At 65.4% G+C, this 14,940-nt stretch carries 17 protein-coding genes; all 17 read right to left on the bottom strand.

The window, feature by feature from the left end; all coding sequences use genetic code 11:
* Window positions 1–110: 110 nt before the first annotated feature.
* A complete protein-coding gene (gene fliP / locus EAH75_RS16640; protein ID WP_140806271.1) occupies window positions 111–860 on the bottom strand; it encodes a flagellar type III secretion system pore protein FliP in 750 nt (249 codons plus the stop codon).
* Window positions 857–1,243 (bottom strand): FliO/MopB family protein, encoded by a 387-nt coding sequence (locus tag EAH75_RS16635; protein WP_140806270.1) that lies wholly within the window; start codon window positions 1,241–1,243, stop codon window positions 857–859. The genes fliP and EAH75_RS16635 overlap by 4 nt, the downstream gene beginning before the upstream one ends.
* A complete protein-coding gene (gene fliN, locus EAH75_RS16630; RefSeq protein WP_140806269.1) occupies window positions 1,243–1,590 on the bottom strand; it encodes a flagellar motor switch protein FliN in 348 nt (115 codons plus the stop codon). Before fliN ends, EAH75_RS16635 begins: the two co-directional genes overlap by 1 nt.
* Complete coding sequence (fliM, locus tag EAH75_RS16625; protein WP_140653443.1) at window positions 1,587–2,600, bottom strand: flagellar motor switch protein FliM; 1,014 nt, start codon at window positions 2,598–2,600, stop codon at window positions 1,587–1,589. The genes fliN and fliM overlap by 4 nt, the downstream gene beginning before the upstream one ends.
* A 16-nt stretch (window positions 2,601–2,616) precedes the next feature.
* Entirely contained in the window at window positions 2,617–3,270 is a 654-nt protein-coding gene (locus EAH75_RS16620; protein ID WP_241668982.1) for a flagellar basal body-associated FliL family protein, read from the bottom strand.
* A 170-nt stretch (window positions 3,271–3,440) separates the two neighbouring features.
* Window positions 3,441–4,568, bottom strand: a complete 1,128-nt coding sequence (locus EAH75_RS16615) for a flagellar hook-length control protein FliK (RefSeq protein WP_140653441.1) — start codon at window positions 4,566–4,568, stop codon at window positions 3,441–3,443.
* A gap of 64 nt (window positions 4,569–4,632) precedes the next feature.
* Window positions 4,633–5,058, bottom strand: a complete 426-nt coding sequence (fliJ, locus tag EAH75_RS16610; protein WP_140653439.1) for a flagellar export protein FliJ — start codon at window positions 5,056–5,058, stop codon at window positions 4,633–4,635.
* Entirely contained in the window at window positions 5,055–6,422 is a 1,368-nt protein-coding gene (gene fliI / locus EAH75_RS16605; RefSeq protein ID WP_140806268.1) for a flagellar protein export ATPase FliI, read from the bottom strand. The genes fliJ and fliI overlap by 4 nt, the downstream gene beginning before the upstream one ends.
* Window positions 6,419–7,051 carry a FliH/SctL family protein gene (locus EAH75_RS16600; protein WP_140653435.1) on the bottom strand — a complete coding sequence of 211 codons (633 nt, stop codon included), beginning with the start codon at window positions 7,049–7,051 and terminating at the stop codon, window positions 6,419–6,421. Before EAH75_RS16600 ends, fliI begins: the two co-directional genes overlap by 4 nt.
* A complete protein-coding gene (fliG, locus tag EAH75_RS16595; RefSeq protein ID WP_205043252.1) occupies window positions 7,051–8,040 on the bottom strand; it encodes a flagellar motor switch protein FliG in 990 nt (329 codons plus the stop codon). The genes EAH75_RS16600 and fliG overlap by 1 nt, the downstream gene beginning before the upstream one ends.
* A 16-nt stretch (window positions 8,041–8,056) precedes the next feature.
* Window positions 8,057–9,766 carry a flagellar basal-body MS-ring/collar protein FliF gene (gene fliF / locus EAH75_RS16590; protein ID WP_140653433.1) on the bottom strand — a complete coding sequence of 570 codons (1,710 nt, stop codon included), beginning with the start codon at window positions 9,764–9,766 and terminating at the stop codon, window positions 8,057–8,059.
* A 47-nt stretch (window positions 9,767–9,813) separates the two neighbouring features.
* A complete protein-coding gene (gene fliE, locus EAH75_RS16585; RefSeq protein WP_140653432.1) occupies window positions 9,814–10,140 on the bottom strand; it encodes a flagellar hook-basal body complex protein FliE in 327 nt (108 codons plus the stop codon).
* Between the two features lie 175 nt (window positions 10,141–10,315).
* Complete coding sequence (locus EAH75_RS16580) at window positions 10,316–11,740, bottom strand: sigma-54 dependent transcriptional regulator (RefSeq protein WP_140653431.1); 1,425 nt, start codon at window positions 11,738–11,740, stop codon at window positions 10,316–10,318.
* A 365-nt stretch (window positions 11,741–12,105) separates the two neighbouring features.
* The gene (locus EAH75_RS16575; RefSeq protein WP_140653430.1) at window positions 12,106–12,660 is read right to left on the bottom strand and encodes a PilZ domain-containing protein; all 555 of its coding nucleotides are present in this window, start codon (window positions 12,658–12,660) and stop codon (window positions 12,106–12,108) included.
* Window positions 12,661–12,791: 131 nt separating this feature from the next.
* A complete protein-coding gene (locus tag EAH75_RS16570) occupies window positions 12,792–13,094 on the bottom strand; it encodes a flagellar protein FliT (protein WP_240046283.1) in 303 nt (100 codons plus the stop codon).
* Entirely contained in the window at window positions 13,091–13,492 is a 402-nt protein-coding gene (gene fliS, locus EAH75_RS16565; protein ID WP_140653429.1) for a flagellar export chaperone FliS, read from the bottom strand. The genes EAH75_RS16570 and fliS overlap by 4 nt, the downstream gene beginning before the upstream one ends.
* Window positions 13,493–13,524: 32 nt before the next feature.
* The gene (gene fliD, locus EAH75_RS16560) at window positions 13,525–14,919 is read right to left on the bottom strand and encodes a flagellar filament capping protein FliD (RefSeq protein ID WP_140806267.1); all 1,395 of its coding nucleotides are present in this window, start codon (window positions 14,917–14,919) and stop codon (window positions 13,525–13,527) included.
* Window positions 14,920–14,940: the final 21 nt, after the last annotated feature.

Genomic DNA, 14,940 nt, shown 5'->3' with positions numbered 1-14,940 from the left:
CGTGACTCGGCTGCCAAAGGCAGACGAAAGCTCTTCGCTCTCAATAGAAGGCAACCAGACCATCGCCCGCAAGCGGGCTCCTAAGAAGGCCTCGGTCAGCCGCTGCGCGGTCACGTGTAAAAACTCCCCGCCAACGTCCCCAGCAACAATGTCCACCCATCGACCAGCACGAACAGCATGATCTTGAACGGCAGCGAGATGATCATCGGCGAAACCATCATCATGCCCATCGACATCAGCACGCTGGCCACCACCAGATCGATGATCAGGAACGGGATGAACAGCAGGAAGCCCATCTGGAACGCGGTCTTCAACTCGCTGGTGAGAAACGCCGGCATCGCCACCTTGAAAGGCACGTCGGCCTTGCTGGCGTACGGCTTTTCCTTCGCGAGCCGGGTGAACAACTGCAGGTCGGCCTCGCGGGTCTGATCGAGCATGAAGCGCTTGAACGGTGCCGACGCCGCCGGCAGCGCCTGCTCGGCGGTGATCTGGCCGTCCATATATGGTTTCACGCCGTCGTCGTAGGAACGCGTAAGCACCGGCGACATCACGAACAGGGTGAGGAACAACGCCAGCCCCAGCAGCACCTGGTTCGGCGGCGTCGACTGCGTGCCCAGCGCCTGGCGCAGAAAGCCGAGCACGATGATGATGCGGGTGAACGAAGTCATCATCAGCGCGATCGCCGGCAGCAGCGTCAGCGCCGTCATCAGCGCCAGCACCTGCAGCGACATCGTCCAGTTCTGGCCACCACCGGGCACGCTCTGCACGTTCACCAGCGGGATGCCGGGCGGCGGTGCCGCCAGCACCGCCAGCGGCAGCGCCAGCAACAGGGCGGCGATGATCCAGCGCCACGTCCTCATGCGCCGCGCTTCCAGCGTGCCAGCAGGTCGCCGAACGCCGGTACCGGCGCGGCGGCCGGCTGTTCCACCGGCGCGGCCTGGGTGCCGTCGTAAACATGCAGCGTGCGCATGCCACCCGGTCCCATGCCGATCAGCAGGCGCTTGCCGTCGGCATCCAGCAACAGCAGCCGGTCGCGCGCACCCACCGCAAACGATTCCACGCAGCGGATGCGCCGCCCGGCCACGCCGTGACGGCGCTGCATGCGGCGAGTCAGCCAGCCGGCAGCCAGGATCAGGCCGATGATGCCGAGCAGGCTCAGCACGACGCGCACCAGTTCACCGGCGGCATTGAACTCCGGCGCGGCCGCCGGTGCCGCGGCGAGCATGAGGGCAAACGTGCTCATCAGCGCAGCTTGCGCACGCGTTCGGCCGGGCTGATCACGTCAGTCAGGCGGATGCCGAACTTCTCGTTGATCACCACCACCTCGCCATGCGCGACCAGGGTGCCATTGACGAACACGTCCAGCGGCTCGCCGGCGGCGCGGTCCAGCTCCACTACCGAGCCCTGGTTCAGTTGCAGCAGGTTGCGGATGCTGATGCGGGTGCGCCCGACTTCCATCGCCAGGGTCACCGGCACATCGAGGATCATGTCGAGGTTGACGTCGCCGCTGTCGCCGGCGGCGCCCTGCAACGGGTCGAATTGAACACGCTCGCCGGCGTCGGCGAAGGCACCATCAGTGGACTGGCTCATGCGGGGGTCTTCTCTCTGGAATGATCGCCGGCCGTGCGCCTTTCGCGCCGGCCAGCCTGGACATGAAAACGGACGGCGTTGCGGCCGTTGGACTGACCGTAGCGGCCGCGAAATACCGGCACATCCTCGGCATAGACGGTGGCCAGTTCGGGCAACTGCACCGGGATCACATCACCCGGCCGCAGATGCAGAAACTCGCCGAGACTCAGTTGCGCTTCCAGCAGCAGTGAACTCAGGCCCACCTCCGCGTCGAGCACTTCTTCGTGCAGCATCTCGGCCCAGCGGTCGTCGCGATCGACGCGATCGCTCTGCACGCCGGCGTCGAGCAGGTTGCGGATCGGTTCGACCATCGCGTAGGGCAGGGTCAGGTTGATGTCGCCGCCACCGCCGTCGAGTTCGACGTGAAAGCGCGACACCACCACCGTCTCGGTCGGGCTGACGATGTTGGCGAACTGCGGGTTGATTTCCGAACTCAGATATTCGAACTGCAGATCCAGCACCGGTGCCCACGCCTCGGACATCGCGCCGAACAGTGCGTCCAGCATGATCTGGATCACGCGGTTCTCGGTGGCGGTGAAATCGCGACCTTCGATGCGCGCATGGAAACGACCATCGCCGCCGAAGAAATTGTCGATCACGGTGAACACCAGGCGCGGTTCGAACAGCACCAGTGCAGTGCCGCGCAGCGGCTTGATGCGTACCAGGTTCAGGTTGCTCGGCACCGCCAGCCCATGCACGTACTCGGCAAACTTGACCATCTTCACGCCAAGCACCGAGACCTCGCAGGTCTTGCGCAGCACGCTGAAGATGGCCGTGCGGAAGAACCGCGCAAACCGGTCGTTGACCATTTCCAGCGTGGGCAACCGACCGCGCACGATGCGGTCCTGCTGGGTGAAATCGTAGGAGATCACCGCATCGGTCGGCGGCGCGTCGTTGCCGGTGCTTACCGAGCCGGCGGTGACGCCATCGAGCAGTGCATCGATCTCGTCCTGGGAAAGCAGGTCGCTCATGTGCGTGGCATCCCCATCACTGCATCACGAAACTGGTGAAATACAGTGCGTCGATGCCGGGGCGGCCGAGCCGCGCCTGGACAACCTTGCGCACCGTGACCAGCGCCTGCTCCTGCAGCTTCTGGCGGCCGGCGACATCGCTGATGATCGAAAAGTTCTGATTGCTGAAAAGCGCCACTAGGCCGTCGCGGAGTACCGGATCGGCGGCTTTGGCCACGTTGATCGCCTCGGGATCGTGCGACATCAGGGTGACCCCCACCTGCAGATAGCGCAGCGAGTCGTTGTCGCGAAAATTCACCACGAAGGCAGGCTCTAGCGGCAGATAAAGTTCGGCCTTGCTGAGTTCCACAGCGGCGACTTTGCCGGTCGTGGCATGCGCGGCCCGGTGTGACTGCCACAGATACCCGCCGGCGCCCAGCGCCACCAGCACCACCACTACGCCGATCACCAATGGCATGCGGCTGCGGCGCTCCACCGGAGCGTCCGACACCACTTCGGGCTGTTCTTCGTCGACCATGAAAACTTCGTCCTTCGCTGATGGGGCGAGCGCGCCTGTTAACGCGCTCAGCTGATGGGAGGCACGTCTGACAACGCGCCAAGCAGCAAATGCAATCCGCGTGCCATCGGCGAAAGACGTTGTTGCAGCTGGGTTCTCGGCCTTGGCGAGCACGCCGGACCGGGCTCGCGGCACTTTCTTGACGCCCGTCGGAGCAGCGTCGCGACGCGATCACGGCGAAGCCAGTGAACACACGCATGCAAGATGGCATCGCCATCCACCGGCCGTTTTCAGGAAGACGACGGGCGCGGGTTTGCGCGGCGCGAACAACGCGCCGCGAACGATCAGGCAAACGCGTCGAGCAGGCCGATCTGGCCCAGTGATGTCGTCATGTTGATGGCGTGGATATCGCCGGGCTCATCCAGCGCGGCCTTGCCCGTATCCCCGGCATGGCCGTGACGGTCACCGCGATCCTGCTGCCCCACTTCGGCATGACCCAGTGAAAGGCCATGCTGGGCCAGCATGTGATCGAGCTGCGGCAGGCTTTGCTGTACGGCCGCCACGGCAGCAGGGTGTTGCGCGCTGAACACCACGTCGACACGCCCGTGCGTCACGCTGACTTTCACGTCGAGCGAGCCCAGTTCTTCGGGATGCAGCCGGATCCGCGCCTGCTTGATGCCCTGGCCACCGAGCCACGCCACCTGCTGGCCCAGGTCCTGGGCAAACGTCTGGCTGCCGACCGGCAACTGCAACACGGGCGGCGCGGTCGGTGCGGCGGGTGTCGACGGAGCGGACAGTGCGGCGGTCGGCGTCGCGTCGGCTGGCGAGGAATCCTTGCTGGTCGTGGCGAGCGGCAGCAAACCATCTGTTGCCGCCAGCATGCCGGCTACCACGGCGGGCGCGGGATTGGCGGTCGCCGTGGTCGCGCTGGTGGCATCGCCGAGCTGCAGCAGCATGGCTGCGCTGGCATCCGTCGCCACGGTCTTGCCCGCCTGCGCCAGCACCTCGACGGTCTTGGCCGCCGCAGCGGCAGGCCGCAACACGCCGGCCACCGACGGTCCGATCAACGCCAGCATGGCGCCGGCCAGCGCAGACGCCGCCTGGTCGTCCATGTCGATCGTATCGGTCGGTGCCTTCGCATCGGGCGCGCTGGCCTGGACGGCCGCAGCGGCTTGTACCGGCGCGGCCGGTGGCGCGGTCGTTGTCATCGTTGATGCTGTCGTTGCCGGGATCTGCGAATCGGTCGCCTTCGCCGTGTCCGGCTGACGGTTGGTCGATGGCTGCGGCTTCGAGCCCAGCTCGCGAGCATGGGTCGGCGAGGGATCGGGATTGCGCGATGCGTTGCGCTGCTTCGCGGCATGCAGCTGATGATCGAAATGGCCCGGCGCGGCCGGGTCCGGCGCGCCGCCGGTAGGCGTACTGCGCGGCGCCGACGGCGCAGCGGGAGTGGAACCAACGGCGTGGGCGGTCATGAGGCGGTCGCTCCTTCAATGCATTGATATGCGGCGGACAACAGCACGCAGGCGGAAATGGTATTCATCGTAGCCGCCGATGCTGCATGCGCTCATCGACTTCGGCCTGCTCCTGCCGATCCTCGGCGCGGCGCTCATGTTCGCGATGCTGCGCGACGACGCTGCCGAGTGCGCTTTCGCGCGCATGGGTCTGCTTCCAGTGATCGCGCACCTGCTCCAGCTGGCGAGCCTGGCGGGCGATCTCGGTGGTCTGCTGCACGATCGCCTGATCGATCCGTTCGATGAAGGTCTGCCGATTGAGCAACGCGGTCACGCTCAGTGCGCCAGTGCCGCTGGTTGCGTATTCCTGTCGGTAGCGCTGCAATTCGCTGAGCTGGTGCTCAGCCTTGGCCAGGTGCTGCTGCTGTGCGGCCAGCTTCGCCAGGGCATCTTCGCTGCGCTGCCTGGCTTGCTCTACTGCCGGCTGCAATTGTTTCGCGCGCGAGCTCATTCGGTCACCTGCGCGGCGAGGAGCGCGAGGTTGGCGATGGCCACCTCAAGCGTCATCGGTTCGTCCACTTCCTGCTGCAGGAACGCACGCAGCTGCGGCCACATCTCGATCGCCTGATCGACCTGCGGATCGGAACCCTTCTGGTACGCGCCTACCGCGATCAGGTCGCGCTGCTGGCGGTAGGCGGAATAGACCTGGCGGAAACGTTGCGCGGAGCGCAGATGCTCGCGCGTCACCACCGCCGGCATCACGCGACTGATCGAGGCCTCGATGTCGATGGCCGGATAATGGCCGGCTTCGGCCAGATCGCGCGACAGCACGATATGGCCGTCAAGAATCGCCCTCGCTGCATCCGCAATGGGATCGTGGCGGTAATCGTCACCCTCGGTGAGTACGGTGTAGAACGCGGTGATCGAACCGCGCCCTTCGGCATCGTTGCCGGCACGCTCGACCAGCGCAGGCATCATCGCGAACACCGATGGCGGATAACCCTTGGTCGCCGGCGGCTCGCCGATCGCCAGCGCGATCTCGCGCTGCGCCTGGGCGTAGCGGGTCAGCGAATCCATCAGCAGCAGCACGCGCTGGCCACGGTCGCGAAACCACTCGGCGATGGCGGTGGCGTACTGCGCACCACGCAAGCGCTTGAGCGGCGGCGCGTCGGCCGGCGCCGCGACGATCACCGCACGCCGATGACCTTCCTCGCCCAGCGTGTGCTCGACAAATTCCTTCACCTCGCGACCGCGCTCGCCGATCAGGCCGACCACCACCACATCGGCGTTGGTGTACTTGGTCATCATGCCGAGCAGGGTCGATTTGCCCACACCGGAGCCGGCGAACAGGCCCAGTCGCTGGCCACGCCCCACCGTAAGCAGCGCGTTGATCGCGCGCACGCCAACATCCAGCGGTGCGTCGATCGGTTTGCGTGCCATCGGGTTGATCGGCTCGCGCTTGAGCGCGGCATGTTCGTCCGAATCCAGCGGACCGAGCCCGTCCAGCGGTACGCCATCGGCGCCGATCACCCGGCCCAGCAAGCCCATGCCCACCGGCAGGCCGCCGCTGTGAATGCACGGGCGAACCCGAGCATTCGGCAGCACGCCGTGCATGTCGCCAACCGGCATCAGCAGCAGGCGTTCGTCGGCAAAACCGACCACTTCGGTTTCGAGCTTGGCGCCGTCAGCCGTATCGACCAGGCAACGCGCGCCAAGTGCAGCCTCGCAGCCTTCCGCTTCCAAAGTCAGGCCCACCACGCGGCGCAGGCTGCCTTCCACGGTCAGCGTGTGCGCCACCTTGGCCCGCGCGCTGCGCCGCGCAAGCTGCTGTTGCCAGCGCGCCTGCCGCGCGACGTCAGTGACGTCGATGCTCATGCATCGGGTCCGGCATGCCCGGCGTCATCGCCGAGCACGGCATCGATGATTGCCGCCAGACGTGTTTCCACTCGCGCATCGAGCCGCGAACGCGCGCTTTCCAGCTGGCAATCGCCGCGAGCCAGCGCGGGGTCGGCCAGCAGCTGCCAATGACTTTCCGCCGCGCCGAGTTCCTGCAACAGGGCCAGGTCATCCGGATGCACATGCACGCGCAGCTCGCGGGTGGCGGCCGGCAGCGCGCTGGCCGCCTGACGCACGACCTTTGCGATCAATCCCGGCGCCAGTTGCAACTCGCGCACGATCACCCGGCTGGCCACGATGGTCGCCAGCCGGGCCAGCTCCTGCTCGGTCTGTTCGTCGAGCGCCTGCAGCGGGCGCGCGGCCGATTCGTACAGCGCATCGAGCTGGGCCATGCGCTGGCGCAACTGCTGCTGTGCCGCGGCCTTGCCTTCGGCGTGGCCGGCGGCATAGCCCTCCTCGCGCGCCTGCCGTTCGAGCGCTGCCAGTTCGTGCACGGTGGGTTGGGGCGATGTATTGGCCGCCTTCGATGCGGTTGGCTGGGTGCCCACGTTCGGCAGCTCCCAGCGCTGGAAATCCTGTTGCGCCATGGTGTGGATCGCAGCGGCCATCAGACGAATTCATCCCCGCCGGCGGCAAGGCTGAGCTGACCGGCATCGGAAAGTTTGCGGGCGATCGCCAGCACCTCTTTCTGCGCCGCGTCGACCTCGCTCAGGCGCACCGGCCCCTTCACTTCGAGATCGTCGCGCATCATGTCGGCAGCACGCTTGGACATGTTGCCGAAGATCTTTTCGCGAATCTCCGGCTCGGCGCCCTTCAGCGCAGTGATCAGGGTGCCCGATGGCACCTCGCGCAGCAGCGTCTGCATGCCGCGGTCGTCCAGCTCGGCCAGATCCTCGAACACGAACATCAGATCCTCGATGCGTCCGCCCAGTGCATCGTCGTGACTGCGGATGGCGGTCATCAATTCGGTTTCGCGGCTGCCCTCCATCGCGTTGAGAATGTCGGCGGCAGCCTTCAGGCCACCGACGTTGGCGGACTTGAGCTTCTTGTTGCTGCCCGAGAACTGGCGCTCCATGATCTCGTCCAGTTCGTTCAGCGCATGCGGCTGCACGCCGTCCAGCGTGGCGATGCGCATCAACGCATCGGAGCGCACGCGCAGCGGCAGGTAACCGATCACCTCGGCCGCCTGATCCGGCTCGAGGTGCGCCAGCACCAGCGCGATGATCTGCGGGTGTTCCTGGTTGATCATCTCGGCAATGGCGCGGCTCTCCATCCACTTCAGCGATTCGAGGCCCTTGCTGCTGCGGCCAAGCAGGATGCGATCGATCAGGCCGCCGGCCTTGTTCTCGCCCAGCGCGTTGACCAGGATCTTGCGGATGTATTCCTCGGTGCCCACGCCCAGCGATGTTTGCCGGCCCATGTCCTCATTGAGCTTGTCCAGCGCGTGCTCGACGTGTTCGCGCGACACGCTGGAGAGCGCCGCCATCGCGGAGCCGACTGCCTGCACGTCGCGCGCACTGAGGTGCTTGAGCACCTCGGCGGCATCCTGCTCGCCCAGCGTAAGCAGAAGTATTGCTGCGCGTTGCGCGCCATTGATGGGCGCCTCGGGACGATTAGCTGCCATCTTCACTCACCCAGTTCTTCACGACCTGCGCCACCTGTTTGGAGTTTTCGCCCACCATCCGCCGTGCCTGGCCGATGCGTTGCTCGTACGCGAGCACCGGCGCGGCGGCGAGCCGGGCCGGTTCGTTGGCGGCGGGCTCGTCATCGACGCGCACCGAGATCTTGGGCATCGGCGCTGGCAACGCGCGCGATGCGGTTTCACCGCGCGCCAGCCCCTTCAGCAGCGGACGCAGCAGGCCGAACGCCACCAGCAGCGCGATCAGCACACCGAGGCCCTGCTTGAACAAATCCATCGCGCCGGGACGTTCCCACAACGGCGTCTCCGGCAGCGCATCAGGCACGGGACCATGATGGAACGCCTGATTGACCACGCTGACGCTGTCGCCGCGGTTGGCGTCGAAACCCACCGCGTTCTTGGTCAGCTCGGTCAGACGCTGCAGCTCTTGCGCACTGAACGGCACGCTGTTCGTCGCGGTCGACGAACTGCTGGCCGGAGCTGCTGCGGGATTGACCAGCTTGTCATCCAGCACCACGGCCACGGTCAGGCGGACGAGGCGTCCGGCCGGATCGCTGACATGGCTGATGGTGCGGTCCAGTTCGTAATTGCGCGTGGCGCTGCTGGAGCTGTCGCCTGTATTGGTCGTGGTCGTGGTCGTTGCCGCCGCGCCGGTGGTTGTCGCTGTCGCCTTGCCGGCATCCGGCTTGGCCGCGGTCGGCTGCGCCACCAGTGACGGCGGCTGGTTGCTCAGCGCGCCGGGCACGCCGCCAGCGGCGGCAGCTCCGCCGCGCTGCTCATTGCTGGTCTGCTCGCTGCGCAGGGACGGATGATCGTGACCGAAGGTTTCGGTGGCTTTTTCAGTTTGGCTGAAATCCAGATCCGCATAGACCTGCGCGCGCACCCGGCCCGGCCCAACCAGCGGCGTCAGCAGTTCCTCGATGCGTTGGGCATAGGTGTTCTCGATCCGCGTCGCCATGCGCAGGCGGTTGTCATCCACCGCGCCCGGGCTGTTCGGATCGGTGGTCAGCAACTGGCCTTGCTGGTCGATCACGGAAACCTGGCTGGCATCCAGGTCCGGCACACTGGCTGCCACCAGATGCACGATCGCCGCCACCTGGCCTGCGTCGAGCTGACGCCCCGGATACAGCGTGACCAGCACCGAGGCACTGGCCGCACGATTGTCACGGATGAATGCCGAGGGCTTGGGCAAAGCCAGATGCACGCGCGCGGCACGCACCGACTGCAGACCGCCGATGGTGGTGCCCAAGTCGGTTTCCAGCAGTTGCTGATAACGGGTGCGTTCGGCCAGGTCGCTCATGCCAAACGGCGAATCGGTGGCGGGCAGCGCGCTGCTGGCAGCGCTGCCCTGCGGCAGTCCCTTGCTGGCCAGCTTGAGCCGCAGCGCGGCCAGATCGGCGGCCGGCGCCATGATCGAAGAACCGTCGTTGCTCAGCTGGTAAGGCGTGTTGGTCGTCTGCAGCTCCTGCGTGATCGCGGCGGCGTCCTTCTGCTCCAGCCCGGCATACAGCAAGCCGTAGTTCGGCCCGCGCGACCACAGCACCACCGCCACTCCCAGCGCCACCGCCGCGGCAACCGCCACCAGCAGAACGAGCTGACGCGTCGCCGGATTGCGGGCGATCTGCTTGAAGGGATCCAGGCGCGAACCGTTGTTGCCGGTCGTCGCGAGGGCGTTGTCTGCCATGGTACTGCTCGTTTGCTAAGGGCGGAGTCGAAGTCGACGCGAAGGCGTCAGACCGGCATGTTCATGATGTCCTTGTACGCATCGACCAGCTTGTTGCGCACCTCGACCATGGTGCGCAGCGAAAGGTCGGCCTTCTGCACCGCGATCATCGTGCGGCCAAGATCGGCACCGGGATCGCCACGCTCGAAACTCGCGGCCATGTTGCCTGCCTCCATCTGGCTGCGGCCCACCGCGGAAATGGATTGCTTGAGTACGGCGGAGAAGTCGGACTGCGCGCTGACCGGCGCCGCCTTGAACGCCGTTTCCGGCGGGCGCACCTGCGCCGTCATCTGGCGCATCTGGGAAAGCAGGTTGTTGACGTCGATCGTGCTCATGACACTTGCCTCATGACGGAATCCCGGCGCGTGACGGGTTTACAGGGGTAAAAGCACGAGCCGTGCCATCGGGATGGAGGGAAAAACACGATGCGGGAGAGACCTGCCGAGTGGCGCGCGCCGGGGGACGCGTGTCGCGCCACCCAGCTCGCCGTTCCCTTTCGCCCGCATGCAACTAGGCCGCCAGGCTGTTCTGCAAGCCGTACTTGCGCAGCTTTTCCACCAGCGTGGTGCGCTGCATGTGCAGCAGGCGCGCGGCATGAGCCACCACGCCGCCGGTGGCGTCGAGCGCCTGGCGGATCAGACCCACTTCGATGTCGGCCAGGTGATCCTTCAGGTCGAGCCCGTGCTCGGGCAGCATGCGCAGCGATTCGGACACCGGGTGCACCATGCCTTCGCCCGTGTGCAGCTCATCGTCCATCAGTGCCAGCAGCGCGGCACCGTGAACTTCGTCGCCGGCATGCTGGCCACGATATTTTTCCGGCAGGTCGCTGCTGCGGACTTCACCGTGCGGAAACAGGATCGCCATGCGCTCGACCAGATTGGAAAGCTCGCGCACGTTGCCCGGCCATGCGTGCGCCCGCAGCGACTGCATCGCGCCGGCGCTGAAGCGCACCACGCCCAGGCCGCGACGGGCCAGCCGCTGGTTGAACTCGGTGATCAGTGGCGGCAGGTCTTCCAGGCGTTCACGCAGCGAGGGCAACTCCAACGGAAATACACTCAGGCGATAGAACAGATCTTCGCGGAACTGGTCGTTGGCGATCGACTGCTCCAGGTTGCGATGCGTGGCCGCGATGATGCGGACGTCGCAGCGCTGGGTCTTGTTGCCGCCCACCCGTTCGTAGGCGCGCTCCTGCAGCACGCGCAACAGCTTCACCTGCATCGGCAGGCTCATGTCGCCGATCTCGTCGAGAAACAGGGTGCCGCCCTCGGCCATTTCAAAACGGCCCTTGCGCGCCGTGATCGCGCCGGTGAACGCACCCTTTTCGTGACCGAACAATTCGCTTTCCAGCAGCTCGGCCGGAATCGCACCGCAATTGATCGCCACGAACGGCTTGTCGCGGCGCGGCGAACTTTCATGGATCGCGCGCGCCACCATCTCCTTGCCGGTGCCCGATTCGCCCAGCACCAGTACGCTCGAATCGAACGGCGCGACCTGACGGATCAGCGCGTTGACGCGAACCATCGGCGCCGAGTTGCCGACGAAACGCAAGCCGCTGGACTGGCCGCCGAGCAGGCGCGCATAGATATTGCGCATGGCTTCGGCCATCTTCTCGTAGCGCAGCGGAAAGGCCAGCGTGGCCACCCGCGCCGCAAACGGCGAGGTCGGCGCGCTGAAGCGCTCGGCCCAGGGAGAATCTTCGGCCAGCAGCACCGGTATGTGGGCAGCTGTCGCACCGAGCAGGGAAAACTGACGCTCTGCCTCGGCCACGTCATCGATGCCGCCGATGTACACCGCACGCCAGGCGTGGGTGGCCTCGTCGATCTCGGTGCAGGCGGCGCCATGCTGCGGCCGGTAGCCCAGGAAATGGAGCGCCGAGAGCACGGAGTTCACACGCGTCTCGTCGGACTCGATCACCAGGAAGTCGAATTTCTGCATCGCTTTCTCCGTGTTGCACATATGGCAATCCCATGCTTCCAGCGGGACTGCTTTTTCATCGATGCCGACTTTCCGTCGCCGGCCTGATGAACCATGAGCAATAAGAGGGCCAGTTTCCCGGGTCGTCGCGACGTCAAAACGTCACTTGCCGGAAAAGCTGGTATCGCGATTGCCGCCCCGCATACGCAGCGGTTTGCTGTAACCACATGAAACAAGGGGAGATTGAATGAAGCCCGCCACGTGACGGAGCACGACTGGCATACGTGACGCGTGTCAAAAGAACTACACGGCGATGCTCATATGTGCGAACTGCATCACATAGAAAATGTCGACTCGATTCGCATCGATTCGCATCGACTCGCCGTTCAACCGGGCAGCTGACGCGCCTCTGCCACTTTGCGTCGGTGATGGCGAAAAACCAGCCGCTCAATTGCGTCACCCAACACATCGCCGAGCGGTGTGAACACCACGAACACTCGACCATCGTCGAATTGACGTTCCATTTGCGCCGGCAATTCCAGCGGCAGACTGCGGCAGAAGTCGAAGCGCAATCGCAACAACATGCCATCGCCTGCGGGCACCAGACTGGCGGGCAACAGTGCGCCGACTGCATTGAAGCGCAACAGCTGGCGCGGCGGCAGCGTGCTGGCGGGCACCAGCAGCTGGTTGACGATATCCACCAGCGCGGTGAGCTTGGCGTCCATCCGCAGCATTTCCTGCATCAACGGACTGTCGTCATCGGCCAGATCGGCGCGACGCTCCTCCAGCGCAGCAATCGCCGCCAGCGTGTTCGCGTTGCGTTCGGCCAGCCACAGCAATTGCGCCTGCGGCGGTGGCCAGGCGAGTGGCTCGCTGTCGACGTGCAGACTCTCCTCGACACTCACCCGTTGCTCGAACGCATCCCACCGATCGGTATTCATCGTGCAGCTCCACGGTATCCGCTGAAGATCAGAAACCCGCCACACTGGGGAGTTTTCGACGCCATGCAGGGCGGGGCCTGAGTGGGGCAGCGCAACCTGCGACTGCCTCCCACGGATGGTTCAGACCAGGATCACGACTGCTCGTAGGCGGCAATCGCCTGGGCTCGGCCGTTTTCGCGCTGCCACTGCTGGGCAACGCTATCACGTGCCTGGCCCACCAACGCCTGCAGTTCGCGATCGTACGCCAGAACCTCGCCCAGCTGGGCGTGGCTGACCGCATCCGCCGGATGCTGGCGACGCAACAGCGGCTCACGCGTTGCTTCCAGGGTGGACAGCTGCTCCCAGTCCTGGGCGTGCGCGGCAGCCAGCATCGTGCGGGTGATGGCGAGCGCCTGCGCCAGCGGCGATCCCGTCGGGAACAGCGTCACGGTCACGCACCCACCGCGCGAGCAACCGGCGCGATCTGCACCCAGCTGTCGCGCAGCTGCTGCAACAATCCGCTGACCTCATCGAGAATATCCGCGTCGTCGCGCAGGTTGGCCTGCAGCAGGCGCCGGCTCATGTATTCATAGAGCGAGTCGAGACGCTCGACCATCGCCGTGTCGACCTTGGGATCGAGGCTGTCGCGCAACCCACCGATGATCTCGATGCAACGCGAGATCGTCTCGCCCTTGGCGGCCACCTCACCGCGCAACATGTGCGCGCGGGCCTTCACCAGGCGCTCGAGCGCGCCATCCATCAACAGCGTGATCAGCCCATGCGGGTCGGCCGACTCCACGCCGCCGTGCGAACGAACCTGCTGGTAGGCGCCTGCGCCGTAGCCGAATCCCATGATCGTGATCTCCTGCCTTGAGGTTTTTCGGATTACTTCTTGTTGCTGTTGTTGAGCGCGTCGAACTGCTGCTGCAGGTAGCTGCTGGTGCTGTTGAGCTTGCTCATCAATGTGTCGAGCGCAGTGAACTGCGCCTGGTAGCGTGCGGTGAGATCATCCATGCGGCTGTTCAGCGTGGTCTGCTGGCTCGACAGATCTTTCAGCTGCTGGCTGAGGCTGGTGGTGCGTCCTGCCAGCAGGCCGGAATCGCCGACCCAGTTGCTCAGCGACCCATTCAGTTTGGCGGCGAAGCCGCCGGTGCCGGCGAACAGGTTGCCGACGGTCTTGCCGCCATCGGACAGCGCCGTGGCCAGCTTGCCGCTGTCCAGCTTCAAGGTGCCGTCCACCTGCAGCGAAATGCCGATGGACGACAGCGTCGTGCCGTTGGCAGTGCCGCCGACAATGCTCGACAAGGTGCTGTTGATACTGTTCAGCGTGGCGTCGCCGATCATCGCGCCGGCGGTTCCGCTGGTGGCATCGTATTTGGTTAGGTTCTGGTAGATCCCGACGAAGCTGTTGTACGTATTGACCAGATTGGTCAATGCGCCGGTAGGCTTGGAGGAATCGCTGGACACGCTGAGCGTGCTGCTGCCGACCTTGATGAGATTGAGTGTGAGCCCGTCGATCGCCGTGCTGATGGTATTGCTCGCGCTGTTGGCGGCCAGTCCGTCGATGGTGTAATTCGCATCGCTGGCCGCGTTGATCACGCTCAGCGCATTGCCGCTCGGGGCAGCCACGTCGTAGTTCAACGCGGCCAAGCCGCCGTCACCGCCGCTGCTGCTGACCTTGAAACCATTGGCCGCGCCGGTCTGCGTGCCGCTCAGCACCAGATGCGCACCGTCGGAGCCGGTGACGATGGTCGCCGACACGCCGGGATTGTCGCTGGCCTTGTTGATCGCATCGCGCACCGCGGCGAGCGAGTTGTTGGTGCTGTCGAGCGTGAGACTCATCGACTTGCCTGCCACCTCGAGGGTGAGCGTGCCGGTTCCCACCGCGGTACTCGAGCTGGCGAATGCGCCGGATGAAGCCTTCAACGAACTGGCCAGCTTGCCGACGACGATGTTGTAGCTGCCATTGACGGCGGTGCCGTCGCTGCCTGCGCCCAATACTGTGGTGTCACTGCTGGTCACGGTGCGGCTGGCAAATGCGCTGCCATCGGTAAGCGTCGCCATCGCCGACTGCAGTGCGGAAAGCGCGGCGCCGATCTGGCCCAGCGCGGAAAGCTGGGTATTGGCAGCGGCGGCCTGGTTGCTGATCTGGTTCTGCTGCGGCGCCTTCTTGGCGGCCACCAGCTTGTCGACCAGCGTGGCTACGTCGAGCCCGGAACCCACGCCCAGTGAAGTCAGCAAACCCGTGGTTGGTGTGGTGGAGCCTACGGTAATTGCCATGAGCGGAGTTCCTCAAAATAA

Source organism: Rhodanobacter glycinis (assembly GCF_006438785.1).
Lineage (GTDB): Bacteria > Pseudomonadota > Gammaproteobacteria > Xanthomonadales > Rhodanobacteraceae > Rhodanobacter > Rhodanobacter glycinis_A.
This window is presented reverse-complemented; position numbering and strand designations above follow the sequence as displayed.